General features: G+C 66.1%; 22 protein-coding genes and 1 tRNA gene. 14 read left to right on the top strand and 9 right to left on the bottom strand.

Features of this window, described 5'->3' with window-relative positions; genetic code table 11:
- Nucleotides 1-44: 44 nt before the first annotated feature.
- Entirely contained in the window at nt 45-464 is a 420-nt protein-coding gene (locus FG323_RS05465) for a thioesterase family protein (protein WP_141453511.1), read from the bottom strand.
- Nucleotides 461-3,385 (bottom strand): excinuclease ABC subunit UvrA, encoded by a 2,925-nt coding sequence (gene uvrA / locus FG323_RS05460; protein ID WP_141453510.1) that lies wholly within the window; start codon nt 3,383-3,385, stop codon nt 461-463. Before uvrA ends, FG323_RS05465 begins: the two co-directional genes overlap by 4 nt.
- 382 nt (nt 3,386-3,767) lie before the next feature.
- Here uvrA and rplU point away from each other — a divergent pair, with 382 nt between their 5' ends.
- The 3 genes from rplU to obgE all read left to right on the top strand — a co-directional run bounded on the left by rplU (nt 3,768) and on the right by obgE (nt 5,604).
- Nucleotides 3,768-4,076, top strand: a complete 309-nt coding sequence (gene rplU, locus FG323_RS05455; RefSeq protein WP_141453509.1) for a 50S ribosomal protein L21 — start codon at nt 3,768-3,770, stop codon at nt 4,074-4,076.
- A 12-nt stretch (nt 4,077-4,088) separates the two neighbouring features.
- Complete coding sequence (rpmA, locus tag FG323_RS05450) at nt 4,089-4,349, top strand: 50S ribosomal protein L27 (RefSeq protein ID WP_141453508.1); 261 nt, start codon at nt 4,089-4,091, stop codon at nt 4,347-4,349.
- Nucleotides 4,350-4,551: 202 nt separating this feature from the next.
- Nucleotides 4,552-5,604: a GTPase ObgE gene (gene obgE / locus FG323_RS05445; protein WP_141453507.1), complete on the top strand. Its 1,053-nt coding sequence runs from the start codon at nt 4,552-4,554 to the stop codon at nt 5,602-5,604.
- A gap of 532 nt (nt 5,605-6,136) precedes the next feature.
- Here the strand turns inward: obgE and rpsT are convergent.
- A complete protein-coding gene (gene rpsT / locus FG323_RS05440) occupies nt 6,137-6,406 on the bottom strand; it encodes a 30S ribosomal protein S20 (protein WP_141453506.1) in 270 nt (89 codons plus the stop codon).
- Between the two features lie 110 nt (nt 6,407-6,516).
- Here rpsT and murJ point away from each other — a divergent pair, with 110 nt between their 5' ends.
- The 5 genes from murJ (at nt 6,517) to ispH (ending at nt 13,813) form a co-directional block, all read left to right on the top strand.
- A complete protein-coding gene (murJ, locus tag FG323_RS05435) occupies nt 6,517-8,127 on the top strand; it encodes a murein biosynthesis integral membrane protein MurJ (protein ID WP_141453505.1) in 1,611 nt (536 codons plus the stop codon).
- 82 nt (nt 8,128-8,209) lie between these two features.
- A complete protein-coding gene (locus FG323_RS05430) occupies nt 8,210-9,157 on the top strand; it encodes a bifunctional riboflavin kinase/FAD synthetase (protein ID WP_141453504.1) in 948 nt (315 codons plus the stop codon).
- A complete protein-coding gene (ileS, locus tag FG323_RS05425; RefSeq protein WP_141453503.1) occupies nt 9,154-11,985 on the top strand; it encodes an isoleucine--tRNA ligase in 2,832 nt (943 codons plus the stop codon). The genes FG323_RS05430 and ileS overlap by 4 nt, the downstream gene beginning before the upstream one ends.
- 287 nt (nt 11,986-12,272) lie before the next feature.
- Nucleotides 12,273-12,782 carry a signal peptidase II gene (gene lspA, locus FG323_RS05420; RefSeq protein WP_141453502.1) on the top strand — a complete coding sequence of 170 codons (510 nt, stop codon included), beginning with the start codon at nt 12,273-12,275 and terminating at the stop codon, nt 12,780-12,782.
- A gap of 80 nt (nt 12,783-12,862) precedes the next feature.
- Nucleotides 12,863-13,813, top strand: a complete 951-nt coding sequence (gene ispH, locus FG323_RS05415) for a 4-hydroxy-3-methylbut-2-enyl diphosphate reductase (protein ID WP_141453499.1) — start codon at nt 12,863-12,865, stop codon at nt 13,811-13,813.
- Between the two features lie 9 nt (nt 13,814-13,822).
- Here the strand turns inward: ispH and FG323_RS05410 are convergent, their stop codons facing one another.
- The 3 genes from FG323_RS05410 to FG323_RS05400 all read right to left on the bottom strand — a co-directional run bounded on the left by FG323_RS05410 (nt 13,823) and on the right by FG323_RS05400 (nt 15,153).
- A complete protein-coding gene (locus FG323_RS05410; protein ID WP_255470041.1) occupies nt 13,823-14,233 on the bottom strand; it encodes a hypothetical protein in 411 nt (136 codons plus the stop codon).
- A gap of 17 nt (nt 14,234-14,250) precedes the next feature.
- Entirely contained in the window at nt 14,251-14,577 is a 327-nt protein-coding gene (locus tag FG323_RS05405; RefSeq protein WP_141453497.1) for a hypothetical protein, read from the bottom strand.
- A 336-nt stretch (nt 14,578-14,913) separates the two neighbouring features.
- Nucleotides 14,914-15,153 carry a hypothetical protein gene (locus FG323_RS05400; protein WP_141453495.1) on the bottom strand — a complete coding sequence of 80 codons (240 nt, stop codon included), beginning with the start codon at nt 15,151-15,153 and terminating at the stop codon, nt 14,914-14,916.
- Here FG323_RS05400 and FG323_RS05395 point away from each other — a divergent pair.
- The 4 genes from FG323_RS05395 (at nt 15,152) to FG323_RS05380 (ending at nt 17,607) form a co-directional block, all read left to right on the top strand.
- Entirely contained in the window at nt 15,152-16,156 is a 1,005-nt protein-coding gene (locus FG323_RS05395) for a glycoside hydrolase family 16 protein (RefSeq protein WP_141453493.1), read from the top strand. The two genes, FG323_RS05400 and FG323_RS05395, sit on opposite strands and share 2 nt — an antisense overlap.
- A gap of 256 nt (nt 16,157-16,412) precedes the next feature.
- Nucleotides 16,413-16,488 (top strand) — tRNA-Thr (locus FG323_RS05390).
- A 258-nt stretch (nt 16,489-16,746) separates the two neighbouring features.
- The gene (locus tag FG323_RS05385; protein WP_141453491.1) at nt 16,747-16,989 is read left to right on the top strand and encodes a hypothetical protein; all 243 of its coding nucleotides are present in this window, start codon (nt 16,747-16,749) and stop codon (nt 16,987-16,989) included.
- A 393-nt stretch (nt 16,990-17,382) separates the two neighbouring features.
- Nucleotides 17,383-17,607, top strand: coding sequence for a hypothetical protein (locus tag FG323_RS05380; RefSeq protein WP_141453489.1), 225 nt, complete (start codon nt 17,383-17,385; stop codon nt 17,605-17,607).
- Between the two features lie 247 nt (nt 17,608-17,854).
- Here FG323_RS05380 and FG323_RS05375 read toward each other — a convergent pair whose 3' ends face one another.
- A complete protein-coding gene (locus tag FG323_RS05375; RefSeq protein ID WP_141453487.1) occupies nt 17,855-18,178 on the bottom strand; it encodes a hypothetical protein in 324 nt (107 codons plus the stop codon).
- A gap of 126 nt (nt 18,179-18,304) precedes the next feature.
- Between FG323_RS05375 and FG323_RS05370 the strand changes: the two genes are divergently transcribed.
- Entirely contained in the window at nt 18,305-20,206 is a 1,902-nt protein-coding gene (locus FG323_RS05370; RefSeq protein WP_141453485.1) for a M61 family metallopeptidase, read from the top strand.
- A 48-nt stretch (nt 20,207-20,254) separates the two neighbouring features.
- Here FG323_RS05370 and FG323_RS05365 read toward each other — a convergent pair whose 3' ends face one another.
- Nucleotides 20,255-21,112 carry an AraC family transcriptional regulator gene (locus FG323_RS05365; RefSeq protein WP_141453484.1) on the bottom strand — a complete coding sequence of 286 codons (858 nt, stop codon included), beginning with the start codon at nt 21,110-21,112 and terminating at the stop codon, nt 20,255-20,257.
- A 341-nt stretch (nt 21,113-21,453) separates the two neighbouring features.
- Here FG323_RS05365 and radA point away from each other — a divergent pair, with 341 nt between their 5' ends.
- Nucleotides 21,454-22,830, top strand: a complete 1,377-nt coding sequence (gene radA, locus FG323_RS05360; protein ID WP_141453482.1) for a DNA repair protein RadA — start codon at nt 21,454-21,456, stop codon at nt 22,828-22,830.
- Here the strand turns inward: radA and FG323_RS05355 are convergent.
- Nucleotides 22,766-24,067 (bottom strand): S41 family peptidase, encoded by a 1,302-nt coding sequence (locus tag FG323_RS05355; RefSeq protein WP_141453480.1) that lies wholly within the window; start codon nt 24,065-24,067, stop codon nt 22,766-22,768. The two genes, radA and FG323_RS05355, sit on opposite strands and share 65 nt — an antisense overlap.
- Nucleotides 24,068-24,190 lie beyond the last annotated feature (123 nt).

The following is a 24,190-nucleotide window of genomic DNA, read 5'->3' as shown; positions in this document are numbered from 1 at the left end:
GCATCGCGACTGACGTCGCTCCCACAGGGACGAACCTGACGTCGTCAAACGGACGCGTTGCGTACGGCGTCCGGCAGCGGCGCGCTCTTGCCGGTGTGGGTGTCCATCCACACCACTACCACGTTGCCGTCGCAGTACAGCACGCCTCCCTGGTCGACGATGCGATGGCCGATGGTGACGCTGCTGGTGCCCAGCCGGTCCACGTACAGTTCGACCAGAATGTCGTTCGGCCAGGTCAGCGGACGCCGGTAGTTGATGTTGTTGGCGGCGACCACGGGCGCGATGCGATCGGTCATCGAGACGCCCGGGATGTCGAGGATCCAGCGTACGCGCGCTTCTTCCAGATAGGACACGAACTTGGCATTGTTGACGTGGCCCATGCTGTCCATGTCGCGCCAGCGCACGCTGATCGGAATCGCCGCCAGCATCCTGCGTTCGGGTGGGTTTTCGGGTGTCGTGCTCATTTGGCCTTCACCGCCTTCTTTTTCTTCTCGGACTTGCGCGGCGGCAGCACGTCGGGCCTGGCGACCGCGGCCGGTTTGCTGGCCTTGGGCGCCTTGCTGGCCGGCAGCAGCTTGGCCAGGAACCGGCCGGTATGCGAATCCGGATGCGCGGCGATGTCCTCCGGCGTCCCGCTGACCAGGATGCGGCCACCGCGATGACCGCCTTCCGGTCCCAGATCCACCACCCAGTCCGCGGTCTTGATCACGTCCAAGTTGTGCTCGATGACGACGATGGTGTTGCCCTCGTCGCGCAGCTTGTGCAGCACCGCCAGCAGGTGCTCGATGTCGTGGAAGTGCAGGCCGGTGGTCGGTTCGTCCAGGATGTACAGGGTGCGGCCGGTATCGCGGCGGGACAGTTCCTTGGACAGCTTGACGCGCTGCGCCTCGCCGCCGGACAGCGTGGTCGCGCTCTGCCCCAGCTTGATGTAGCTCAGGCCCACGTCCATCAGCGTTTCCAGCTTGCGGGCGATCGCCGGCACCGGCTCGAACAGCTTCAGCGCATCCTCGACGGTCATCTCCAGCACGTCGTTGATGTTGAAACCCTTGTAGAGGATCTCCAGCGTCTCGCGGTTGTAGCGCTTGCCGTGGCAGACGTCGCAGGGCACGTACACATCCGGCAGGAAGTGCATCTCGACCTTGATCAGGCCGTCGCCCTGGCAGGCTTCGCAGCGGCCGCCGCGCACGTTGAAGCTGAAGCGGCCCGGCGAGTAGCCGCGCGCGCGCGCTTCCGGCACCTGCGCGTACAGTTCGCGCAACGGCGTGAACAGGCCGGTGTACGTGGCCGGGTTGGAACGCGGGGTGCGGCCGATCGGCGACTGGTCGATGTCGACCACCTTGTCGAACAGGTCCAGGCCGACCACTTCGCGATACGGCGCCGGCTTGTGCGAGGCGCCGTTGATTTCATTGGCGGCCAACGCGTAGAGGGTGTCGTTGATCAGCGTGGACTTGCCGGAACCGGACACGCCGGTGACGCAGGTGAACAGGCCCGAGGCGATGTCCAGGTCCACGTCCTTCAGGTTGTTCCCGCTGGCGCCGCGCAGGTGCAGCATCATCTTCGGGTTGGCCTTGTGGCGCGCCTTGGGCACTTCGATGCTGCGCTTGCCGGACAGGTACTGGCCGGTCAGCGAGCGCGGCGCCTTCAGGATGTCCTGCAGGCTGCCTTCGCCGACGATCTCGCCGCCATGCACGCCCGCACCGGGCCCGATGTCCAGCACGTAATCGGCCGCACGGATGGCGTCCTCGTCGTGCTCCACCACGATCACCGTGTTGCCGAGATCGCGCAGGCGGGTGAGCGTGCCGAGCAAACGTTCGTTGTCGCGCTGGTGCAGGCCGATGCTGGGCTCGTCCAGCACGTACATCACGCCGACCAGGCCGGCGCCGATCTGCGAGGCCAGGCGGATGCGCTGCGCCTCGCCGCCGGACAGGGTGTCGGCCTTGCGTTCCAGGGTCAAATAGTCCAGGCCGACGTCGACCAGGAAGCCCAGCCGCTCGCCGATTTCCTTGACGATCTTGGCGGCGATCTCGCCGCGCCAGCCGGGCAGGGCCAGGCCGCGGAAGAACGACAGCGCCTCGTCCACCGGCATCACCACCAGCGCCGGCAACGGCCGATCGGCGACGAACACGTTGCGCGCGGCCTTGTTCAGGCGCGCGCCGCCGCAGTCGGGACAGGGCTGCTCGCTGATGTACTTGGCCAGTTCCTCGCGCACCGCCGGCGATTCGGTCTCGCGGTAGCGGCGCTCCAGGTTCGGCACGATGCCCTCGAAACGATGCTTGCGCTGGGTGCGGCCGCCGGATTCGGTGAGGTAGGTGAAGGTGATGACTTCCTCGCCGCTGCCGTACAGCACCGCCTGGCGGGCCTTCTCCGACAGCGACTGCCACGGCGCGTCCACGTCGAAGCGATAATGCTTGGCGAGCGAGGCGATCAGCTGGAAGTAGTAGGCGTTGCGGCGATCCCAACCGCGCACCGCGCCAGCGGCCAGCGACAGTTCCGGATGTACCACCACCCGCGACGGATCGAAGAATTGGGCCACGCCCAGACCGTCGCAGGTCGGGCAGGCGCCGACCGGCGAATTGAACGAGAACAGGCGCGGTTCCAGTTCCGGCAGCGAGTAGTCGCAGACCGGACAGGAGTACTTGGACGAGAACAGCAGCGGATCGGTTTCCGGCTTGTCCAGCGACATCACCGAAGCCATGCCGTCGCCCAGCTTCAGCGCGGTCTCGAAGCTCTCGGCCAGGCGCTGCTTGATGTCCTCGCGGGGACGGAAGCGATCGATCACCGCCTCGATGGTGTGCTTCTGGCGCAGCGCCAGCGGCGGCACAGCGTCGATTTCATGCAGTTGACCATCGACCCGCACGCGCACGAAACCCTGCGCGCGCAGCTGGTCGAACACCTGCGCATGCTCGCCCTTGCGCTCGCGGATGACGGGTGCCAGCAGCATGTAGCGCTGCTCGCCGTCCAGGCCCAGCACCTGGTCGACCATCTGGCTGACCGTCTGCGCCTCCAGCGGGTAGCCGTGGTCCGGGCAGCGCGGAGTGCCGACGCGGGCGTACAGCAGGCGCAGGTAATCGTAGATCTCGGTGATGGTGCCGACCGTCGAGCGCGGGTTGTGCGAGGTCGACTTCTGCTCGATGGAGATCGCCGGCGACAGGCCCTCAATGTGGTCCACGTCCGGCTTTTCCATCACCGACAGGAACTGCCGGGCGTAGGCCGACAGCGACTCGACGTAACGGCGCTGGCCTTCGGCGTAGATGGTGTCGAACGCCAGCGAGGACTTGCCCGAGCCGGACAACCCGGTGATGACAATCAGCTTGTCCCGGGGCAGGTCGAGGTCGATGTTCTTGAGGTTGTGGGTGCGTGCGCCGCGGATGCGGATGCTGTCCATGCCGTGGGGTGGCCTGTTCAGAAAAGGGGAGGGAAGGGCTCCGGATCCGCCGGCGCGACCCGGTCGCGCCAGCGAATCGCCCAGCGTAGCGATTCCGTTATTTGGGGGCAAATCGCCATCAGCAAAGGTCCGGCAGCGCACGCCGGGGTGCCCGCTGCGGTCCCGTTCACGCCGGCGCCGGCCCGGCTGGCGGGCCCTGCCGGACAGTGGAACCCGGCGGCGTCTCAGGGGCTGCGACGTGCCCATGCCGGCCCAAGGAGGGCCCGGGCGGCAGGGAAGGGGGTGACTTGACCCTAAGCTGCTGAAAGCCCTACAATTCCGCTTCTGACCGCCCTCGATGGTGGTCGGGTTCAAGAGAATAACTACAGAAGAGGATTCACCAATGTACGCAGTTCTGGTCACTGGCGGTAAGCAATACCGCGTGATGAAGGGCGAGACTCTGCGCGTCGAGAAGCTCGATGCGGAAGCCGGTAAGGAAGTCACGTTCGACAACATCCTGATGCTGGGCGACGGCGAAAGCGTCACCCTGGGCGACGCGCTGAAGAGCGCGAGCGTCTCGGCCAAGATCGTCGGCCACGGCCGCGCCGACAAGGTCCGCATCATCAAGTTCCGCCGCCGCAAGCACCACATGAAGCGCCAGGGTCACCGGCAGCATTACACCGAAATCGAAATCACCGGCATCAACAAGTAAGGAGAATCAGTCATGGCACATAAAAAGGGCGTAGGCTCCTCGCGCAACGGCCGCGACTCCAATCCGAAGATGCTGGGCGTGAAGGTCTATGGTGGCCAGGCGATCGACGCCGGCAACATCATCGTCCGTCAGCGTGGCACCCAGTTCCATCCGGGTTCGGGCGTCGGCCTGGGTCGCGATCACACCCTGTTCGCGCTGGTCGATGGCAAGGTCGAGTTCTCGATCAAGGGCCCGAAGAAGCGCCGCACCGTCAGCGTGGTCGCGGAAGCCTGAGGCGCCGCGCGCACGTAGCGAAGGGCCCCGCCGCGTGCGGGGCTTTTCGTTTTGAGAGCCGGTAATAGGGAATCGAGAATCGGGAATGGGGGAAAGCGAAAGCACCCCATGAGTTCCGCGGTCTGGCCGTGAGTCCGATAGATTCTCCAGCCCCCATGCCGGCTTTCGATTCTCCATTCCCCATTCCCGATTCCCGGCAATTATGAAACTCGTAGACGAAGCGGAAATCCAGGTCATCGCCGGCAACGGCGGCAACGGTTGCATCGGCTTCCGTCGCGAGAAGTTCATTCCGCTGGGCGGGCCGGACGGCGGCGACGGTGGTAGCGGCGGCAGCGTCTGGCTGGTTGCCGACGAGAACCTCAACACCCTGGTCGATTTCCGCCACGAAAAGAACTTCCGCGCCCAGCGCGGCGAGAACGGCATGGGCCGGCAGATGTACGGCAAGGCCGGCGAGGATCTGACCATCACCGTACCGGTCGGCACCGTCATTACCAACGTCGAGACCGACGAGGTCATCGGCGACCTGACCCGCCACGGGGATCGCCTGCTGGTCGCCAAGGGCGGCAAGGGCGGGCTGGGCAACATGCATTTCAAGAGCTCGGTGACCCGTGCCCCGCGCAAGGCCACCCCGGGTGAAGAGGGCGAGCAGCGCCTGCTCAAGCTGGAACTGAAGCTGCTGGCCGACGTCGGCCTGCTGGGCTTCCCCAACGCCGGCAAGAGCACCTTCATCCGCGCGGTCTCGGCGGCCACGCCGAAGGTCGCCGACTATCCGTTCACCACCCTCTACCCGAACCTGGGCGTGGTCAGCGTCGAGGCGCACCGCAGCTTCGTCATCGCCGACATCCCGGGCCTGATCGAGGGTGCCGCCGATGGTGCCGGCCTGGGCGCGCAATTCCTGCGCCACCTGCAGCGCACCCGTCTGCTGCTGCACCTGGTGGACATGGCGCCGATGGAGGGCGGGGTGGAAGGCATCGCCCCGGCCGAACAGGTCCGTGCCATCGAGCAGGAACTGATGAAGCATGATCCGGAACTGCTGGAGAAGCCGCGCTGGCTGGTGCTCAACAAGGCCGACCTGATGTTCGAGGACGAGGCCCGCGAGCGCGCCGAGCAGATCGTGGCGGAGCTAGACTGGATGCATCCCTGGTACCAGATTTCCGCGATTTCCCGCGAGGGCACCTGGCCGATCATGCAGGACGTGATGGCGTTCTTCGACCGCCAGCGCGAAGAGGCCGAAGAGGCCCGGAATGCCGGCTGAGCCAGTTGCTCCGATAGCCGCCATTTCGCCCCTTCCCCCGCTTGCGGGGGAAGGCCGGGATGGGGGCAAGCCGGAACCCATGACGGGTATCCAGCCGATAGCATTCCGAGTGAGGAAAGCCTGGAAACTTCACGGGTTTCCGTCTGCTCGAAGCAAGCCGGCTTCGTCCTGCCCCCACCCAACCCTCCCCCGCACGCGGGGGAGGGAGTTGGATTCTGCGGCAGTCGTCAGGCCGAAGAGGCCCGGAATGCCGGCTGAGCCAGCCGCTCCGATAGCCGCCATTTCGCCCCTTCTCCCGCTTGCGGGGGAAGGCCGGGATGGGGGCAAGCCGGAACCTATGACAGGTATCCAGCCGATGGCATTCCGAGTGAGGAAAGCCCGGAACGTTCACGGGTTTCCGTCTGCTCGAAGCAAGCCGGCTTCGTCCTGCCTCCACCCCAACCCTCCCCCGCAAGCGGGGGAGGGGGCTGGATCCGGGGCAACAAAAAACCCGGCCGGAGCCGGGTTTTTTTGCTTTCCCGTGGACGCCTGGTCAGGCGGCCTGGAGCGCCTTGATGCGGGCGGTCAGGCGGCTCTTGTGGCGGGCAGCCTTGTTCTTGTGGATCAGGCCGCGCGAGCTGTAGCGATCCAGGATCGGCTGGGCGACGGCGAAAGCGGCCTGCGCGCCGGCGGCGTCGTTGGCGTCAAGCGCCTTGAGCACTTTCTTGACGGCGGTGCGCAGCATGGAGCGCTGGGCAGAGTTGCGCGCATTGCGCACGACGGTCTGCTTGGCGCGCTTCTTGGCGGACTTGATATTGGCCACGATGGGTTCCTGAAAGCTGGGATAATGGGGTTACGGGAAAATAGACAAAAAAGTATGGACTATTCAGCAGCTTGCGTCAACCTGGGTCAACCGGCAGGGGAGGCCGCCCGATGAGCGGCAACCGGCTCCTGCGCTCCAGCGCCATTTTCAGCGCCATGACCTTTCTGTCCCGCCTGTCGGGGCTCGTTCGGGACCAGGTCTATGCCGCCGTGTTCGGCGCCACGGCCGCGATGGATATCTTCTTCATCGCGTTCAGGATTCCCAACTTCATGCGCCGGCTGTCGGCCGAGGGCTCGTTCTCGATGGCCTTCGTGCCGGTCCTGGCAGAGTACAAGGAGAAACACGGCCCGGAGGCGGTCAAGGAATTGATTGACCGGGTCACCGGCACCCTCGCCGCGGCACTGCTGGTGGTGACCGCCGTCGTGCTGCTGCTGGCGCCGCAACTGGCTTTCCTGATCGCGTCCAAGTACACCGGCGCGCATCACGACATGCTGACCGAGATGTTGCGCATTACCTTCCCGTATGCGTTGTTCATTTCGCTGGCCTCGCTGGTGGGCAGTGTCCTCAACAGCTATCAGCGCTTCGCGATTCCGGCGCTGTCGCCGATCCTGCTGAACCTGTCGATGATCGCGGCGGCGTGGCTGGCTTACGTGAGTGGCGCCTCGGTGATGATGCTGGCCTGGGGCGTGTTCGTCGCCGGCATCCTGCAACTGGTTTTCCAGTTGCCCGCGCTGGCGAAGCTGGGCCTGCTGCCGCGTCCGAAGCTGGGCCTGGCCCATGCCGGCGTGCGCAAGATCATGAAGCTGATGGTGCCGACCCTGTTCGGTTCCTCGGTGGTGCAGTTCAACCTGCTGTTCAACACCTGGGTGGCGGCGTTTCTGCTGAGCGGCAGCGTCAGTTGGCTGTATTACAGCGATCGCCTGCTGGAATTCCCGCTGGGCATGTTCGGCGTGGCGATCGGCACGGTGATCCTGCCGCACCTGTCCAGCCGCCACGCCGCCACGGATCCGGAAGGCTTCTCCAAGGGCCTGGACTGGGGCTTCCGGCTGTGCCTGCTGATCGGCGTGCCCGCCTGCATCGGTCTAGTCCTGTGCGCCGGGCCGTTGATGGCGACGCTGTTCCAGTACCACAAGTTCACCGCTTTCCACGCGCAGATGAGCAGCTGGAGCCTGATGGCGCAATCCACCGCGGTGCCGGCGTTCCTGCTGGTCAAGGTGCTGGCGCCGGCGTTCTACTCGCGGCAGGACACCCGCACGCCGGTGAAGGCGGCGGTGGTGTCGGTGCTGGTGAACGCGACCGCCACGATCCTGCTGTTCGCCGGCCTGCTGCAGTTCACCGACATCGGCCAGGCCGCCCTGGCCAAGGCCGACGGCCGGTACCTGGACGCGCTGGCGCATATCCCGGGCGCGCACGCCCTGCTGGCCTTGGCCATCGCCATCGCCGGCTGGACCAACGCGGTGCAGTTGGCTTGGTACCTGCGCCGGGCCGGGGTCTACCGGCGCCAGCCGGGCTGGGGACGGTTCCTGCGCCAGATTGGCCTGGCCTCGCTGGCGATGACCGCGGTGCTGCTGGTGCTGCGCGGGGTCTGGCCGGACTGGTCCGACTGGGCCTGGTGGGAGCGCGGCTGGCGGCTGGCGGTGCTGGTGGGTAGCGGCGGGGCGCTGTATGGCGCGCTGCTGTGGCTGCAGGGCATCCGTCCACGCGATCTGCGGGGGCATTGAGACCGGAGAGGGCGGCTATACTTCGGGATTCGCGCGTTTCGCGCCGGCCTGCCCGCAAAGGCGGCCATCCAACCAGGAATCTATGAGCAGGCTGTTTCGTGACGTCGACGGTGGACCGCTGGGTCCCCGGGGAAGCGTGGTCTGCATCGGCGCTTTCGACGGCCTGCATGGCGGTCACCGGGCGCTGGTGCGCCACACGGTCGCGCGCGCGCGCGCGCTGGGTGTGGACGCGGTCGCGCTGACCTTCGAACCGCTGCCGCGCGAATTCTTCGCCCGCGAGAACCCGCCGCCGCGCCTGACTCTGGCCCGCGCCAAGGTCGAAGGCCTGCGCGAACTGGGCGCCGATACGGTCGGCCTGCTGCGCTTCGACGCGGCGATGGCGGCGATGAGCGCGGAGGATTTCGTCCGCAGGATGCTGGTGGAACGGCTGTCCGCGCGCGAAGTCTGGATTGGCCCCGAGTTCCGCTTCGGCCATCGGCGCGGCGGTGATCTGGCACTGTTGCAGGCGATGGGTGCCGAGCTCGGCTTCACCGCCAACGAGATCGAAGCGGTGCAGTCGCAGGGCGAGCGCATCTCCAGCACCCGCATCCGCGAAGTGCTGAAGCAGGGTGACTTCGCCGATGCCGCGCGCCTGCTCGGCCGGCCCTACGCGATTGGCGGGCGGGTGGTGCGCGGGCAGCAGCTCGGCCGCACGCTCGGTTTTCCGACCGCCAACCTGCGCTTTCCGAAGACGCCCGCGCTGTCGGGCATCTACGCGACCTGGGTGCATGGCGTGGCGGAACAGCCGTGGGCTTCCGTCTCCAGTTTTGGTACCCGTCCCACCGTGGACGGCGTGGAGCCGCTGCTGGAAGCGCACCTGTTCGATTTTGCCGGCGACCTGTACGGGCGCCACATCGAAGTCGAATTCGTCGCCAAGCTGCGCGATGAACTGAAATTCCCCGATCTGCCCAGCCTGACCGAGCAGATGCACCGCGACGCCGAACAGGCGCGCGCCCTTCTTTCAAACGACAACCAACGAGCAACGGCGTGAGCCAGGACTACAAAGCCACCCTCCACCTGCCGGCGACGGATTTCCCGATGCGTGGCGATTTGCCCAAGCGCGAGCCGGACACCCTGGCCCGCTGGGAAGCCGACGACCTGTACGCGCAGCTGCGCGCCAACGCCAAGGGCCGCCCGCTGTTCGTGTTGCACGACGGCCCGCCGTACGCCAACGGCGCGATCCACCTGGGCCACGCGGTCAACAAGATCCTCAAGGACATCATCGTCAAGTCGAAGTACCTGGCCGGCTTCGACGCGCCGTACATCCCGGGTTGGGACTGCCACGGCCTGCCGATCGAAATCGCCATCGAGAAGAAATACGGCAAGGTCGGCGTCAAGCTCGACGCGGTCGAGTTCCGGCAGAAGTGCCGCGAATACGCCGAATCGCAGATCGATCTGCAGCGCAAGGACTTCAAGCGGCTGGGCGTGATCGGCGACTGGGACAACCCGTACAAGACCCTGGATTTCCGCTTCGAGGCCAACGAGATCCGCGCGCTGGCCAAGATCGTCGCCAACGGCCACCTGACCCGCGGCGTGAAGCCGGTGCACTGGTGCTTCGATTGCGGCTCGGCGCTGGCCGAGGCGGAAATCGAATACCAGGAGAAGGACTCGCCGGCCATCGACGTCGGCTACAGCGTGCGCGATCGCAAGGCGCTGGCGGCGGCGTTCGGCATCGAGGTTCCCGACGACGTGGAAGTGGCGGTGCCGATCTGGACCACCACGCCGTGGACGCTGCCGGCTTCGCTGGCGGTCTCGCTGGGCCCGGATCTGGAATACGCGCTGGTCGAGGGACCGGCCCACCACGGCAAGCGCCGCTGGCTGGTGCTGGCCGACGCGCTGGCCGCGCGCGCGCTGCAGCGCTACGGCGTGAATGAAGCGGTGGTGCACGCACGTACTGCCGGTTCGTCGCTGGAGGGCGTGGTGCTCTCGCATCCGTTCTATGCCGAGCGCGAGATTCCGGTGCTGCTGGGCGATCATGTGTCGGCCGAAGACGGCACCGGCGCCGTGCACACCGCGCCCGGCCATGGCCAGGAAGACTTCGTGGTTGGCCAGCGCTATGGCCTGATCGAGAAGTACACCACTGGCCAGCTCAATCCTGTCGATGGTCGCGGCGTATACCTGCCGTCCACGCCGCCGGCGGGCGATACCGCGCTGGCCGGGCTACACATCTGGAAGGCCAACGACGCGCTGGTCGAGGTGCTGCGTGGCAGCGGCGCGTTGCTGGCGTTCGCCAAGCTGACCCACAGCTACCCGCATTGCTGGCGGCACAAGACGCCGATCGCGTTCCGTGCCACCCCGCAGTGGTTCATCTCGATGGAGCAGGCGCACCTGCGCCGCGACGCGCTGGCCGCGATCAAGCAGGTCGGCTGGTTCCCGCAGTGGGGCGAAGCGCGCATCGCCGGCATGGTCGACGGCCGCCCGGACTGGACCATCTCGCGCCAGCGCACCTGGGGCGTGCCGATCGCGCTGTTCGTGCACCGCGAAACCGGCGAGCCGCATCCGCGCAGCGTCGAACTGATGCAGGCGGTGGCCGATCGGGTGGAGCAGGGCGGCGTCGACGTCTGGTACACCCTGGACATGGCCGAATTGCTGGGCGACGAGGCCGGCGACTACGAGAAGATCACCGACATCCTCGATGTCTGGTTCGACTCCGGCGTGACCCATGAAGGCGTGCTGCTGGAGCGCGGCCTGGGCAAGCCGGCGGACCTGTACCTGGAAGGCTCGGACCAGCACCGCGGCTGGTTCCAGTCCTCGCTGCTCACCGGCGTGGCCATCGACAAGCACGCGCCGTACCGGCAGTGCCTGACCCACGGCTTCACCGTGGACGAGCACGGTCGCAAGATGTCCAAGTCGCTCGGCAACGGCATCGAGCCGCAGGACATCATGAAGAACCTGGGCGCGGACATCCTGCGCCTGTGGATCGCCTCGGCCGACTACAGCAACGAGATGTCGCTGTCGCAGGAGATCCTCAAGCGCAACGCCGACGCCTACCGCCGCCTGCGCAATACCGCGCGCTTCCTGCTGGGCAACCTGCACGGCTTCGATCCGGCACGCGACCTGCGTCCGCTGGAGGACATGGTCGCGCTGGACCGCTGGATCGTGCACCGCGCCTGGGAGGTGCAGGAGAAGATCAAGGCCGCCTACGATCGCTATGACTTCGCCGAGATCGTGCAGGCGCTGCTGAACTTCTGCAGCGTGGATCTGGGCTCGCTGTACCTGGACGTCACCAAGGACCGCCTGTACACGATGCGCGAGGACTCGCGCGGCCGTCGTTCGGCGCAGAGTGCGATGTACCGCATCGCCGAGGCGTTCGTGCGCTGGATCGCGCCGGTGCTCAGCTTCACCGCCGACGAGATGTGGGGCTACCTGCCCGGCGAGCACGCCGGCAACGTGCTGTTCGCGACGTGGTACGACGGCCTGGCGCCGCTGCCGGCGGACGCCACCCTGACGGCCGCCGATTTTGACCAGTTGCTGGCCCTGCGCGAACAGGTCGCCAAGGTGCTGGAGCCGATGCGCGCCAACGGCCAGATCGGCGCGGCGCTGGAAGCGGAGATCGCGGTGTCGGTGAACGCCGCGCTCGCCGCCAAGTGGCAGCCGCTGGCCGAGGAGCTGCGCTTCTTCCTCATCAGCGGCGACGTCAGCGTCGGCGTGGTGGAGGCGGACGAGGTGTTCGTGCTCGCCCAGCCGACCGACAAGGCCAAGTGCGTGCGCTGCTGGCACCACCGCGCCGACATCGGCGCCAACCCGGCCCATCCGGAACTGTGCGGCCGCTGCGCCAGCAACGTCGACGGCCCCGGCGAAGACCGCCGTTGGTTCTGACCAAACCCCTTCCCCCGCCCAGCGGGGGAAGGGGGCGCGCAGCGCCGGATGGGGGCAGCGCGGTGATTCCGAAGTCCCCACCCGGAACCCCGGAACCGCCCACCCAAGTCCACGAGTCAGCCCCCCTCCAGCCACCCCTTCCCAGAATGCCTCCCCGATAGGCCCGGCCCGACGCCTTCGATCCTTCGTCCAAATACCCCGTAGAAGGACACCGGGCGCCATCACCGAACGGCTTACCCGGCATACTCACCCTTCAGAACATCCTCCAGAAACCGCGACCCCGACCCATGAGCCAAACCGCCGTCAAACCCAACGCCCTGATCTGGCTGCTGCTCTCGGCCGTCATCATCGGCCTGGACCAGTGGACCAAGGCCTGGGTGCTGGCCTCGTTGCCGGAGTACACCGCCGTGCCGGTCATCGAAGGCTTCTGGAACTGGTTCCGCACCTACAACACCGGCGCGGCGTTCAGCTTCCTCAGCGGCGCCGGCGGCTGGCAGATCTGGTTCTTCACCGCCCTCGCCATCGGCATCTGCGGCCTGCTGACCTTCTGGCTGGGCCGCACCCCGCGCGGTGACTGGCGCCAGGCGCTGCCGTATTCACTGGTGATCGGCGGCGCGCTGGGCAACGTGGTGGACCGCCTCATCCACGGGCACGTCATCGACTTCGTCCAATGGTACTGGCGCGACCATTACTGGCCGGCGTTCAACCTCGCCGATTCGGCGATCGTCGCCGGCGCCATCGGCATCGCCCTGTTCGGCCTGTTCGAAGGCAAGCGCAACAAGCCGGCCAAGGCTTGAGCCAGGGCCGGGTGAAGGGGATTCCGGGCCGGAAGCGCCGATTCACCGTTCCCGTCGCCGGCTCCGGTAAAATCGCCGCCATGGATGTCCTGCTCGCCAACCCCCGCGGCTTCTGCGCCGGCGTCGACCGCGCCATTGAAATCGTCAAGCGCGCCATCGAGACCCTCGGTGCGCCGATCTACGTGCGCCACGAAGTCGTGCACAACCGCTTCGTCGTCGACGACCTGCGCAACCGTGGCGCGGTGTTCGTGGAGGAACTGGACGAAGTGCCGGACAACGCCACCGTCATCTTCAGCGCGCACGGCGTCTCCCAGGCGGTCCGCGCCGAAGCCGATCGCCGCGGCTTGAAGGTGTTCGATGCGACCTGTCCGCTGGTGACCAAGGTCCACCTGGAAGTGGCCCGCCATTGCCGCGCCGGTCGCGACGTGGTGCTGATCGGCCACGCCGGCCACCCCGAGGTGGAAGGCACCATGGGCCAGTGGAACCGCGAGGGCAGCACCGGCCGTATCTATCTGGTCGAAGACATCGACGATGTCGCGCAACTGGAAGTCGGCCAGCCCGGCAACCTGTTCTACACCACCCAGACCACGCTGTCGGTGGACGACACCATCGGCATCATCCAGGCCCTGCAGGCGCGCTTCCCGGCCATCCAGGGCCCGAAGAACGACGACATCTGCTACGCCACCCAGAACCGCCAGGACGCCGTACGCGATCTGGCCAGGCAGTGCGATCTGGTGCTGGTGGTCGGCTCGCCGAACAGCTCCAACTCCAACCGCCTGCGCGAGCTGGCCGAGCGCGATGGCGTGGAGTCGTACCTGATCGACGGCGCCCACGAAATCAATCCGGCCTGGGTGCAGGGCAAGCAGCGCATCGGCGTGACCGCCGGCGCCTCCGCACCGGACATCCTCATCGATGGCGTCATCCAGCGCCTGCGCGATCTGGGCGCCGCCAGCATCGGCGAACTCGACGGCGAACCGGAAAATATGGTGTTCGCCCTGCCGAAGGAATTGCGGCTGCAACTGGTCAGCTGAGCGCGCCGCTCAGTTTTCCTGCGCGGTCGCTTCCGGTTCCTTCTGCCGCGCCCAGAATTCCACGACGATGGTCATCACCGTCCAGACCAGCAGGGTCGGCTGGATCTTGTCCGGCACCAGATCGGGTGCCCGCAGGAGAAAACCCATCACGTAGGGGAAAAGCAGCGCGTTGACGAGCGCGAAAACCGCGTAGCTCACCCGATTCCGGCTCGATGAAATGAACAGGATCGTGATGACGTTCCCGGCCAGGCAGAACAGTAGGACGCCGAACTGCCACGCGTCCAGCTTTTCCGTGCCGGTCAGCACCAGCCCGAGCACCGCGCCGAAGAACATGTTCAATCCGTTGAGGTTGGCCTGATATTCGCCGGTCGACATGCGACCCAGGCCCAGCCTGCGCATCAGTGTGGGTTGCGTGCTCACGTATCGGTGTCCTTTTTTCAGGTGGATGCCAGGCGCAGGATGACCACGATTATGAAGTACACGGCGAAGCCGATGGGCGGCGCCAGAAATGTGCGGGTCAGGCCATTGGCGCTGCGGTAGCAACGCAGTACGGTCGCCGCCACGGCGGATCCCGCGATGAGGGGCAGCAGGAAATCCGGACGGGTGAACAGGTCGGGTATCCGTCTCAGCGCACCTATCAGTGCCAGGCCGGCAGGCACCAGGATCATCGAAGACAGGAAAGGCGCCAGTAGCGTGCTGCGCCAGTCCGTCTCCCGGCGAGACTGCTCGGTGGATTGAGGTGGGGCATAGGGATTGTTCGTCACGGGCATGATTCCGTATGCCAGGGAAGGATCGTACCCGTCAGCCGATTGTTCCGATTGCCCCCACCCCAACCCTCCCCCGCGGGCAGGGGAGGGGGCCGTATGCGTGCCGCCGCGAGCTTTTGCCCCTTCCCCCGCCTGCGGGGGAAGGCTGGGATGGGGGCGCTTTCAGCAAACCCTTCCCATCACTCGTAGTCGATGCATGTCTGCCAAGGCTCCCTTCGTCGGGAACCAGCATCAACAACGTCTGCCATCGGTAGAGCGTCCTGCACGGTTCCTGCCTTGGCCTGTCGCTTGTCTCGGAAGTCAGGTGAATACGCTCATTGGCGACAAGATGAGTCATTCCGTTTCCATCGAATGGACAATTCGGGAAACAAGCGAATCCGGACTGCGAAGTTGATCTGCACGTGATGGATCCAGAGCGGAATTTTGGATCGTGTCAGATGTGATTCCACAAGAAAGCATTGCTTCCGACACCGCATGCAAGCCCGCACCGATCATTTGACAACGTTGTCTGCAATGCGCCAGATTCGCCCCCTTCAATCCATCAAGAATCATCCAGGAGAGGGAAAGGAACATGGCGCGGAATCGTATTTTCGTCGTAAGCCTGCTCGCTGCATCGCTCGCCGTTGTCGGCTGCGATTCAAAAACCGAAACAGCCACGGAGCAGGCAAACGCACCTGCGGAAGCCAAGGCCGACGCGCCTGCCACGGCACCCACCACGGCACCGGTTTTCTTCGATGATTTCAGCTATCCGGATTTCGCGGCGTTCCAGAAAAATGGCTGGAAAGTCCGGACAGAAACCGGCCATCCCGGTATCAAGGGCGCGACCTGGTCGGGCGATGGCCTGACGTTCCATGCGGACATTCCGGAAACAGAAGGCGGCGCCGTCCGGATGAGCTCGATCACCAACGGCACGCCCGAAAAAACCCGCCAGACCCAGTTCTGCCATTCCCGCAAGTACCGCGAAGGCACCTACGCCGCGCGCATCTTCTTCCGCGACGAACCGAGCTACGGCCCGGACGGCGATGAAGTCATCCAGACCTTCTATGCCATCAGCCCGCTGAAGGCGCCGATGGACAAGGACTACAGCGAAACCGACTTCGAATACCTGCCCAACGGCGGCTGGGGCGAAAACACCAAGCCGGCGATGTGGACCACCACCTGGGAAACCTTCCAGCTCGAACCCTGGACCAAGGTGAACGAGTTCTCCCGCAAGGAAGGCAGCTACGCCGGCTGGCGCACGCTGGTGCTGACCGTCGCCGACAACAAGGTCACCTATTACGTCGACGGCCAACTGTTCTCCGAGCACAGCAGCGCCGTGTACCCGGAAGACTTCATGTCGATCAACTTCAACCTGTGGTTCATGCCCAAGGGCGCGGACGGCTCGCTGGGCCCGGTCGACTCCCCGGAAATGCGCGAGTACCAGGAAGACATCGACTGGGTATTCTTCCAAGAAGGCGTCGCCCTGTCCACCGCCGAGGTGGAAGCCCAGGTCGCCGGCCTGCGCGGCAAGAAAGTGGCGCACATCGACAACGTGAAGGAACAGAACCCGGTGCTGCCGTCGCCTTGCGGGCTTTGAGTCGCACTGCCTGAAGGTGTTTGTCGCGGGGATGCCCCAGGCATCCCCGTAGTCTTCGTGCGTCGTGAGTGCGTCGAACCGAATGTCGGCTGTGGTCCGCTCACACGGACGGGCCTGGCGACGTCGGCACGGCCAAGCTGGGCCCTTACCAGGACCACGTTCGTGCAGGCCATTTGATGCTGGAATCCTTTGGCATCAAGCACTTGTGCAAGGTCAATTGACCGGATTCAGGCGGCCCCCTAGAATTTGCGGTTCCGCCGGAATAGCTCAGTTGGTAGAGCGGCGCATTCGTAATGCGTAGGTCGTAGGTTCGATTCCTATTTCCGGCACCAGTCCAGGCAAAAGCCCCGCTTCGGCGGGGTTTTTGTTTTTCCGGGCCGGGCAAACCGCGTATGGCTCACCAGGAAACAGGGGACGTGCGGCTTCTGTCCGCATGCATTTGCATTCGTTGTTGAGTCGCAATCCAGGCCGGAAAGCCGGTTGAATGGTTTTGCCGGCATGAGCAGACTTCCGGCCTGGAGCGTCGAAACTCCGATAGACAGCGGCAAGCCGCCACCGAAATCCGGCGGCTTTTTCAAGGAAGCAATGCAATGAGCCGCAAGTCCCATACAAGCATGGGTTACTGGGTGAGTGAAGAGCACCAGCTCCGATTGGTGCAACTGAGGGATCAGCTTCGGCTGATGTCGGACGTCAGCAGTCCGCGCAATCCGCAGGACGAACACATGAGGCTGCCGATAAAGTTGCAGGCGATGGCCGATTGTTTTGCCGGCATGTCCGATGATCTGGGCCGGGTGCTCCGGCGAATGCGGTGGATGTCCCTGCGGGACAAGTGACGTCCGAAGGCCCGCCTGTGAAGGCGGGTCTTTTGTTTGCGCCGATGTCGAATGACCGCTTTTCAGGAGCCACGGACATCCGGGTTTGCAGGCTTTGTCCTTCCACCTCCAAACCGCCAATGTTAGTTGAGCTTGCACCTGGTCCCGACAAGAATCGCTGACCAAGGAGTGTCGAAACTCCTCACACACAGCCTGGGTCCAGGGCGGGTTCGCCGGTGGACTTCCTCGCCTGCGGGCTTGGGCCGATGCGTTTCCGCGTCGGGAGTGGACCGAATACAAGACCCGCTTGCGGGGAACAGGTCCGCCGTTCTGTGTGTGCGGTTTTTCGACCTCCCGACATCCCGGCGCACATGCCGTGCGCCGGTCACGGCGGTCCACAGAACAGGAGGCGATATGTCCCATTCCCACAGTGCCTACATCATCAGCGAGGAAGCCCACGCGCAGCTCGTGCAGATGCGCGATACGTTCCGGCAGTTGTCCGGGTCCGATCAGTTCCGCGAGGCGGCGGCCCTGCTCAAGATTCCGGATGAGGTGTTGATGTCGCAGTTCGAGCGGATGGCCGACGAGGTGGACGGGGTTCTTGGCGAGTTGGTTTATTTGCCTGCGGATCGGCATTGAGCCGAGGCGGTTGATCGCGCAAATCCCCCGTCGCCTGCTTTGCAGGCGCCCGCCCCCTTTGTAAAAGGGGGCTATTTGCCGTCCGGGATCTATTGTGGCTTGCGGGGCGCCTTCAACCTTTCCGCTGGCCCGCCATTTGCAGCGCGGTGCATCTGAAAAATGGCTTCCAGGGATTACGTCTCACACCATCGACAGCAACTTGGGCTCCTGTCGGCTTTCTTCATCTGCGCGTATGCCCTGTACCACCCTACGAGAGGAAGAATTCGACCTTGCCGCACTGGTGGCAGGCGTAGAGGTCGAAGCTTTCGCGGTTGACCAGCAGTCCGCCGAGTTCGGCGAGCAGGAAGGGGGCCATGCGCGAGCCTTCGTGGAAGCGCCGGGTGCCGATGAGCCGCATGGGCGACTGGCAGCGCAGGCATTGCAGTGTCCGGGAGGACTCATGGACGGTTTCCTGGCTGCGGTCGAAGGCCGGGTCGGGTGGCGCGCCATCGCGGCCGGTACCGCATTGCCAGCAGATGTCGAAGGCCCCTTCGTTGCTGGTGTTGCAGGCGGTGCAGATCCACTCTGCCATGGGAAATCCTGTCGGGACGGTTGTCGACAACAGGGTAGTCCGTCGCGGCGACCATGACCAATGGCCTACGGACCCGTCCGGACCCAGCCCTTAGCATCGGGCGGTTACCGTTTCGTGGAATCCTTGATGAAGCCGCTTGCCCTTGCCGTCTCGTTGTCCCTGTTGATGCCCCTGGCCGGACTCGCGCCGTCCGCCGCGCGGGCGGACGAAGTGCCCGCGCCGAAGGATGTGCCGTTCAACGGGCAATTGCGCATCGAAGTGGATGCCACCGATCTCAATCGCCGCATTTTTCGCGTGCGCGAGACCATTCCGGCACAGGCGGGCCGGCTGACCCTGCTGTATCCGCAGTGGCTGCCGGGCAAGCATTCGCCGGCCGGTCCCATCGAGAAGATGGCAGGCCTGGTGATCACCGCCAACGGCCAGCGGCTGCCGTGGGTGCGCGATCAGTTCAACGTGTATGCCTTCCACGTGGAGGTGCCGGCGGGCGTGAGCGAAGTGACCGCCGAGTTCCAGTTCCTGTCCTCGCAGGGCGGGTCGCAGGGGCGGGTGGTGATGACCCCGGACATGCTCAACCTGCAATGGGATTCCACCTCGCTGTATCCGGCGGGTTACTACAGCCGCAACGTGCAGGCGCAGGCCTGCGTGAAGCTGCCGCCGGGCTGGTCGTACGCCACCGCGCTGACCACCGACACCCGCAACGGCGATACGGTCTGCTTCAAGCCGATCCGCTTTGACGATCTGGTCGACTCGCCGATGTTCGCCGGCAAGCACTACAAGCGCATCGATCTGGATCCGGGTGCGAAGCAGCCGGTACATCTGAACGTGTTCGCCGACGAGGCCAAGGATCTGGAAGCCAAGCCCGAGCACATCAAGGCGCACCAGGCGCTGGTCACCCAGGCCAGCAAGCTCTACGGCGCGCGCCATTTCGATCACTACGAATTCCTGCTCGCCCTGACCGACAAGCTGGGCGGCATCGGCCTGGAGCACCACCGCTCCAGCGAGAACAGCGGTGATCGTGGTTACTTCACCGACTGGGACAAGACCTGGCAGGGCCGGGATCTGCTGCCGCACGAGTTCAACCATTCCTGGAACGGCAAGTACCGCCGTGGCGCGGATCTGGCCACGCCCAGCTTCAACGTGCCGATGGGCGACAGCCTGCTGTGGCTGTACGAAGGCCAGACCCAGTTCTGGGGCCACGTGCTGGCCGCGCGCTCGGGCCTGTGGAGCCAGGAGCAGGCGCGCGATTCGCTGGCGCTGGTGGCCGGCGTGTACGACCGCGGCCGTCCCGGCCTGGCCTGGCGCAACATCCAGGACACCACCAACGATCCGACCATCGCCTCGCGCCGTTCGCTGCCGTTCCGCAATTACCAGATGAGCGAGGACTACTACTCCGGCGGACAGATGATCTGGCTGGAAGTGGATGGCAAGCTGCGCGAGCTGAGTGGCAACAAGCGTTCCATCGACGATTTCGCCAAGGCGTTCTTCGGCATGGACAACGGCGTGTGGGAGGTGAATCCGTACACCTTCGACGACATCGTCGCCACCCTCAATGGCATCGCACCGTTCGACTGGGCGACTTTCCTGCGTTCGCGCGTGGACGGGCACGGACCGCTGATCGGCGGGCTGGAGGCGGCGGGCTGGAAGCTGGTCTACACCGACAAGCCCAGCGATGCGTTCAAGGCGATGGAAAGCGAGCGCAAGGACGCCAACCTGACCTATTCGCTGGGCCTGTCCGCCAACAGCGCGGGTGTGCTCGGCGACGTGCGCTGGGATGGCCCTGCGTTCAACGCCGGGCTGGCGCCGGGCATGACCCTGCTGGGCGTCAACGGGCGCGAGTACAGCGCCGAAGCGCTGAAGGACGCGGTGACCGCGGCCAAGGGCGGCAAGACGCCGATCGAACTGGTGGTCAAGCGCTTCGACCGTATCGAGACCGTGCGCATCCCGTACTTCGACGGCCTGCAGTATCCGCACCTGGAGCGCATCGCCGGCAAGCCGGATCGGTTGGCGGAGCTGTACAAGGCGCGTTGAGGCGCGAAGGCGCGGCGGCGATGTCGCCGCCGCACCGTTCAACTTCGCTCAGCGCAGCGGCAGGCAGATCGCCGTGCGCCACTCGCTGGGCGGCGCGCTGCGCGGATCGTTGAGGTATTCCTCCATCACCGGCGCGTCGGCGGCTTCCTCGCCGCTGGCCGGCAGCCATTCGCTGAACAGCCAGCGGTAGGGGCGATCCAGCTCCGCGTAAGGCCCCACATGCACCAGCACCGCGTAGCGGCCACCGGCGAGGGTCAGCGGGCGCAACGGCGCCTGCACGTCGGCGGTCGCGGCGATTTCCACGCAGGCATCCGAGCGCAGCGCGTCGGCGGGCACGCTTTCGGGATCGTCGTAGTACAGGCCGAACGATCGTGCCTGCGGCGGCACGCCCTGGCCGGCCGCCCAGGCGGCGAGTTTCTCGAAACTCTCGCCGATGTCCTGGTAATTGCCGCGATGGGGCAGGGCGGCGACGGTGAGATCGGGGAAGGTCTGGATGCTGACGTCGTACATGGGGAAATCCTCGGGTTCTGACAGGTCGGGGCGCGGTGGAAGCGTCGCTTCCATGCCGCGCTGGCGGAATGCGCCCGGAGGAACCCCGTAGGCCTGCGCGAATGCCCGGTTGAAGGCGGCCGCGCTGCCGTAGCCACAGCGGCCGGCGATGGCCGACAGCGAGCGGGTGCCGTGCCGCAGTTCCACCGCGGCGCGGTGCAAGCGCATGCGCCGCAGCGTGTCCGCCACGGTCTCGCCCATCGCGCCACGGTAGATGCGGTGGAAGTGATAGGGCGAGAAGTGGCCGATCTCCGCCAGGTGTTCGAGGGTCAGTGGCTGGTCGAGGTGGGCGACCAGGTGGGTGACTACTTTCTCGATGCGGGCAGCGTAGCTGCGGCGGGTGGCGGGGCGTTTCATTCGGTCCGGGGTTCCTCGGGGCGCGGGGACAGCCTGCCGGGATGGCGTTGACCCGGGTTGCGCATTGTGGCGGGTGGTGGAAGCAAATCCCCCTCAATCCCCCTTTTTCGCTTTCAACAGCCGAATGGCTGGTCAAGGGGGAGGCAAAAGCGACTTGCTTGAGGATTTCGAATGCTTTGGAGCCCGAAGAGCTGCTTTAGCCCCCTTTGAAAAAGGGGGCGGGCGGCCGCGCAGCGGCCGACGGGGGATTTGCGCGGGATGTCCGCCGGCGCCAACCGCGTCTCCATCCCTGCGATCCCGCTCCGGTATCCTGAGCGCCTTCAGTTTGGCAAGGCGAGACGATGGGCAAGGCCAGGACCACGTATGTCTGCAACGAGTGCGGCGCGGAATTCAGCAAGTGGCAGGGGCAGTGCGGCGAGTGCAATGCCTGGAACACGCTGACCCAGATCGCGCTGGAAGCGGCCGCCGGCCCGCCGGCGACCCGTCGCAGCGGCTGGGCGGGCAAGGCCGACGCGCCGAAGATCACCGCGCTCAAGGATGTTCGCCACAGCGAGGAAGCGCGGGTCAGCACCGGCATCGGCGAGTTCGATCGCGTGCTCGGCGGCGGACTGGTCGAGGGCGCGGTGGTGCTGGTCGGCGGCGATCCCGGCATCGGCAAGTCCACCCTGCTGTTGCAGGCGCTGGCGAAGATGTCGGCCAGTTTCCCGGCGCTGTACGTGACCGGCGAGGAATCGCTGGCGCAGGTGGCCGGGCGCGCGGTGCGCCTGGATCTGCCGCTGGACAACCTTCAAGCATTGGCCGAAACCGGCATCGAGAACATCCTCCAGCACGCGTCCTCCGCGCGGCCGCGGCTGATCGTGGCCGACTCGGTGCAGACGCTGTGGACCGAGTCGCTGACCGCCGCGCCCGGGTCGGTCAGCCAGGTGCGCGAGAGCGCGGCGCGGCTGGTGCGCTATGCGAAGGAAACCGGCACCGCCGTGTTCCTGGTCGGCCACGTCACCAAGGAAGGCGGCATCGCCGGCCCGCGCGTGCTGGAACACATGGTCGACGCAGTGCTGTATTTCGAGGGCGAGAGCGGCAGCCGCTTCCGCCTGCTGCGCGCGTTCAAGAACCGCTTCGGCGCGGTCAACGAACTGGGCGTGTTCGCGATGGGCGAGAAGGGCCTGAAGGAAGTCTCCAATCCTTCGGCGATCTTCCTGTCCGGCGGCAGCGCGCAGCAGCCCGGCAGTTGCGTGCTGGTGACCCGCGAAGGCACCCGTCCGCTGATGGTGGAAGTGCAGGCGCTGGTGGATGCCTCGCCGCTGTCGAATCCACGTCGCGTCGCGGTCGGCCTGGAGCAGAACAGGTTGGCGATGCTGCTGGCGGTGCTGCATCGCCACGGCGGCATCGTGGTCGGCGATCAGGACGTGTTCGTCAACGTGGTCGGCGGCATCCGCGTGCAGGAAACCGCGGCGGATCTGCCGGTGCTGCTGGCGGTGCTGTCGTCGCTGCGGGATCGGCCGCTGGCGGAGAAGACCGTGGCGTTCGGCGAGGTGGGCCTGTCCGGCGAGATCCGCCCGGTGCCCAACGGCGAGGAACGCCTGCGCGAGGCGGCCACGCACGGTTTCAAGCGCGCCATCGTGCCCAAGGGCAACGCGCCCAAGTCGGGCACGTTCAAGGGGCTGGACGTGATCGCGGTGGAACGGCTGTCGCAGGCGCTGGAGGCGGCGGCGGAGTAACCAGCGCAGCGCGCAAGGCGGGTTGCGCAAGCGCGGTGACCAGGCGCTGCATGCCGTCCTCATCGTGCAACGCGATCGCCACGTCGGGCGCGATGCCTTCGATTTCGTTGGTGCCGTCGGCGAGGAAGCGCGCGCAGTTGGGCATGACCACATCGAAGGGCGCGACGCTCAACGTGGTGCGACCGCCGCCATCGACATAACCGCAGCCTGCACCGAGCGTGCGTTCGCCGAGGACGGTGGCCGCCTGGTTCTGCTGCAACCAGGCGACCAGGTCTTCCGATGCGGAGGCGGTGCCGTGGTCGGTGAGGACGAAGATGCGGCCGGGCCAGGCGCCGCGCCCGGAGATGCGTTCACGTTCGCCGTCCGGCGCGAGTACCGGACAGCCGGTTTCGCCGTACCAGACGCGGCCGCGATCACAGGTCGGCGCGCTCATCCGCGGTGCGGCGCGCTCCAGCTCGCCGGGAGCAAGCAGGGCGATGACTTCGGAGACCCATTCACTGCCACCGCCGTTGCCGGTCACGTCGACCAGCAGCCGGCGGGCGCCGCCTGCATGCAGGGCGGCCAGCGTGCGGGCCAGTTCCAACTGAAGGTACGCGCGCACCTTCAGTTGCAGGGCGCGTTGGCCGACGCCCGCCCGGAACACCTGCCGGCACGCGGCCAGATAACGCTGCTCGCCGAATTGGGCGATGCGCAGCACGCCGACGTCGCCGAAACGGCCGGCGGGGAAGTGCTTGCCCGGCAAGGCGTGCCAGTCCGGCAACGTTGCGAACGGCAGGATGAAGGCGTGTTCGTCTTCTTCGTAGCCGGCGGCTTTGCAGTCGGCGCCGGCCGCGGGATCGGCGGGTTCGGTCATGCGGTCGGTTGTGGAGGCCAACGGCTGCGACGCCGGACGTTGCGCCGGTTCCAGCCGAAGGTGCGGGTCACCGAAACGCTTGACGAAGCCGCGCAGCGCCAGGAAGGCACGCACGCGCGAATGCGCGCGATTCAATGCGGCGGTGGTGTCGCGATCCAGCGCGGCCAGATCCAGTCGCCGGTGCGTGGCGATCCAGTCCAGGTTCGCATAGCCCTGCGCCATGTCGTGCTTGAGCCGCTGGTAGTCGGCCAGCCAGGGGCGTGCGTCGTAGCTGGCGACGTCCCAGGCGATCGCCGCCAGCACCAGCGCAACGATGGCAAGGCAGAACCGCCGCAGCCAGCGCCAGCGGCGGGGAGGGCGGGCAACAACATTCGATGCGGCCATGCGCGTTCATTCCTTGACGGCGGAAGACGCGACCATAGCGAGGGCGGATGCGGGAAAGCCGGCGGATCCGATGGAAGGCGCTGCCGGGCGACGAACCCGGGTGTAGCAGGTATGAAACTGGCG

The sequence above is a fragment of the Pseudoxanthomonas sp. z9 genome, from assembly GCF_006542425.1.
Classification (GTDB): Bacteria; Pseudomonadota; Gammaproteobacteria; order Xanthomonadales; family Xanthomonadaceae; genus Pseudoxanthomonas_A.
Note: the sequence above shows the minus strand (reverse complement) of the source record. Positions and strands in the feature narration are given on the sequence as shown.

Bases quoted from the DNA above. Each gene is read 5' to 3' on its own strand.
- FG323_RS05370 (WP_141453485.1), top strand. From the start codon at position 18,305: ATGAAGCCGCTTGCCCTTGCCGTCTCGTTGTCCCTGTTGATGCCCCTG.
- uvrA (WP_141453510.1), bottom strand. From the start codon at position 3,385: ATGGACAGCATCCGCATCCGCGGCGCACGCACCCACAACCTCAAGAAC.
- FG323_RS05400 (WP_141453495.1), bottom strand. From the start codon at position 15,153: ATGTTCCTTTCCCTCTCCTGGATGATTCTTGATGGATTGAAGGGGGCG.
- FG323_RS05355 (WP_141453480.1), bottom strand. From the start codon at position 24,067: ATGGCCGCATCGAATGTTGTTGCCCGCCCTCCCCGCCGCTGGCGCTGG.
- rpmA (WP_141453508.1), top strand. From the start codon at position 4,089: ATGGCACATAAAAAGGGCGTAGGCTCCTCGCGCAACGGCCGCGACTCC.
- ispH (WP_141453499.1), top strand. From the start codon at position 12,863: ATGGATGTCCTGCTCGCCAACCCCCGCGGCTTCTGCGCCGGCGTCGAC.
- FG323_RS05395 (WP_141453493.1), top strand. From the start codon at position 15,152: ATGGCGCGGAATCGTATTTTCGTCGTAAGCCTGCTCGCTGCATCGCTC.
- FG323_RS05365 (WP_141453484.1), bottom strand. From the start codon at position 21,112: ATGAAACGCCCCGCCACCCGCCGCAGCTACGCTGCCCGCATCGAGAAA.
- murJ (WP_141453505.1), top strand. From the start codon at position 6,517: ATGAGCGGCAACCGGCTCCTGCGCTCCAGCGCCATTTTCAGCGCCATG.
- FG323_RS05430 (WP_141453504.1), top strand. From the start codon at position 8,210: ATGAGCAGGCTGTTTCGTGACGTCGACGGTGGACCGCTGGGTCCCCGG.
- FG323_RS05380 (WP_141453489.1), top strand. From the start codon at position 17,383: ATGTCCCATTCCCACAGTGCCTACATCATCAGCGAGGAAGCCCACGCG.
- rplU (WP_141453509.1), top strand. From the start codon at position 3,768: ATGTACGCAGTTCTGGTCACTGGCGGTAAGCAATACCGCGTGATGAAG.
- obgE (WP_141453507.1), top strand. From the start codon at position 4,552: ATGAAACTCGTAGACGAAGCGGAAATCCAGGTCATCGCCGGCAACGGC.
- FG323_RS05385 (WP_141453491.1), top strand. From the start codon at position 16,747: ATGAGCCGCAAGTCCCATACAAGCATGGGTTACTGGGTGAGTGAAGAG.
- lspA (WP_141453502.1), top strand. From the start codon at position 12,273: ATGAGCCAAACCGCCGTCAAACCCAACGCCCTGATCTGGCTGCTGCTC.
- FG323_RS05375 (WP_141453487.1), bottom strand. From the start codon at position 18,178: ATGGCAGAGTGGATCTGCACCGCCTGCAACACCAGCAACGAAGGGGCC.
- FG323_RS05465 (WP_141453511.1), bottom strand. From the start codon at position 464: ATGAGCACGACACCCGAAAACCCACCCGAACGCAGGATGCTGGCGGCG.
- radA (WP_141453482.1), top strand. From the start codon at position 21,454: ATGGGCAAGGCCAGGACCACGTATGTCTGCAACGAGTGCGGCGCGGAA.